General features: G+C 63.0%; 1 protein-coding gene. It reads left to right on the top strand.

What is annotated here, in order from left to right:
- The coding region (locus IC66_RS0110475; protein WP_038947577.1) for a di-heme-cytochrome C peroxidase at window positions 1-2,102 on the top strand (2,102 nt) is incomplete at its 5' end.
- Between the last annotated feature and the right edge of the window lie 74 nt (window positions 2,103-2,176).

Consider the following 2,176-nt stretch of genomic DNA (forward strand, 5'->3'; position numbering starts at 1 on the left):
TGGTGCGGGGCGCCCTCAAGCTTGCGGCCTTGCTGATCGCCGTCGGCCTCGTTGCCCTCGTCGCGGTCGCCGAATTCCCCAATCAGGTTCGCGCCATGCTGCCGCAGAAGGGAATTCTCGTAAATCTCTTGCCGCCGCCCTTGCCTGCGGTCCCGGAGACGAAGGCGGCCTTCTGGCTCGAGCAGAACTGGTCGCTGAAGGACCGGCACTGGTTCCATCATGCCAGCCAGGGCACCGCGACCTTCCCCGTGCCCTATGAATGGTTCATGGCGCTGGAGCAGCCACGCCTTCATCTATTCTCGAAACCCGGCATGATGAAGGAGAGCGCCTATCTCGAAGGCTTCGGCTTCATCCCGAGCCCGCAGTCGATCCAGACCGACACGACGACGTTGCGCCGCTTCGGTTACGCCAATGTCTATGAGACGACGCAGGTGCCGGACTGGTCGACCAGATGGACGCCAGTGGAGAACGTCGACGGCCTGCCGGTCGGATTCGCGCGGATGACCGGGGTCGTCGATCCCGCGACCGGCCGTCGCGAGGAAGACAAGATCGGGTTGACCTGCGCGGCCTGCCATACCGGGCAGATCCATTACCAGGGCGTGGACGTGCGCTTCGACGGCGGCCCGGCCATGACCGACCTGAAGAAGCTGGAGCTCTCGACCGGCCTGTCGATCGCCTACACCCTGTATGTCCCGTTCCGCTTCCAGCGCTTTGCCGATCGCGTGCTCGGCCCTGATGCCAGCAAGACGGACCGCGCCGCGCTCAAGCAGAAGCTCAGCGCGATCGGCACGTTCCTGATCGACTGGGCGAAAACCCAGCAAAAGACGGTTGAAAGCAAGAAGACCTGGAACGGCAGGCAGCAGCAGGACACGGAGGAAGGGTTCGGCCGCCTCGACGCTCTCAATCGCATCGGCAACCAGGTCTTCTCGCAGGATCTCGCGCTGAGCGGGGTCAAGGGCTTCGAGAAGAACCTGCATGCCCAGGATGCCCCGGTCAGCTACCCCGCGATCTGGACCGTGCCCTGGTTCAAATTCGCCCAGTACGACGCATCGATCGAGCAGCCGTTAATTCGCAATGCCGGCGAAGCGCTCGGCGTGACCGCACTGCTCAACCTGTCCGACGCCTATCCGGAGGACCGGCTGTGGCGGTCCTCGGTGAACATCAGGACACTCGGCTGGATCGAGGACATGCTGAGAGGCCCCGATCCGTTCAAGCCGGCCGATCCCTCCGCCGATCCGAAATTCGGCGGCCTGCTGGCGCCGCAATGGCCCTCGCAAATCCTCGGCGATGCATGGCGGCTGAAGCCCGATCGCGTCGAGCGCGGCCGCGCCATCTATGCCGAGATGTGCTCCGGGTGCCACCTTCCGGCCATCGACACGCCCGCCTTCTGGTCATCGAAGCATTGGGAGCCGAGCGGCGACAGCAAGGTGCTGAACGCGGTCACGATTCCCCTCAAGGAGATCAAGACGGATCCCGAACAGTCCCTTGTTCTCAGCAACAGGATCGTCGATGTGCCCGGCTTCCTGAAGGTGAATACGGCCGACCTCCAGACATGGTGGCAATGCGATATCCCGACCGCAAGCAAATCGCCCAACGAGATGGTCTACGCGCTCGGCCTCATGACGGTGGTCGACCTCGTCGCCCGCAAATGGATGGACGACGAGAAGGTCCCGGAGGCCGAACGGGCGAAAATGTGGAATCTCGCGCGCAAGAATTGTCTCAATCCGGCGCCTGACCCGCGCTATCGGGCGCGGCCATTGAACGGCATCTGGGCTACCGCACCTTACCTGCACAACGGTTCGGTGCCTTCGCTGTACTGGTTGCTGAAGCCGGCGAACGAGCGCCCGACCAAATTCTGCATGGGCCGCCGCGACTATGATCCCGTGACCGTCGGCTTTGCGGTGACCGCGGATGAGAAATGCAAGACGGGCGAAACGCAGTTCTCGGCGGGATCGGAGAAGGACCCGATCCAGGGCAACAGCGTGCTCGGCCATTCCTTCGAGCGCAAGGAAGGCGAACCGAAGCGCGATGGCGTCATCGGCCGCATGTTCAAGGACGATGCCGAGCGCTACGATCTGATCGAATATTTGAAGACGCTTTAACGCGACCAGAGTTCTTCGTCTCGTCATGGCCGGGCTTGTTGTTTAGCCCGGACAGATCACTGACGGGTGTTCGG

Source organism: Bradyrhizobium genomosp. III (genome assembly GCF_000261705.1).
In the GTDB taxonomy this organism is placed as follows: Bacteria; Pseudomonadota; Alphaproteobacteria; order Rhizobiales; family Xanthobacteraceae; genus Bradyrhizobium; species Bradyrhizobium ottawaense.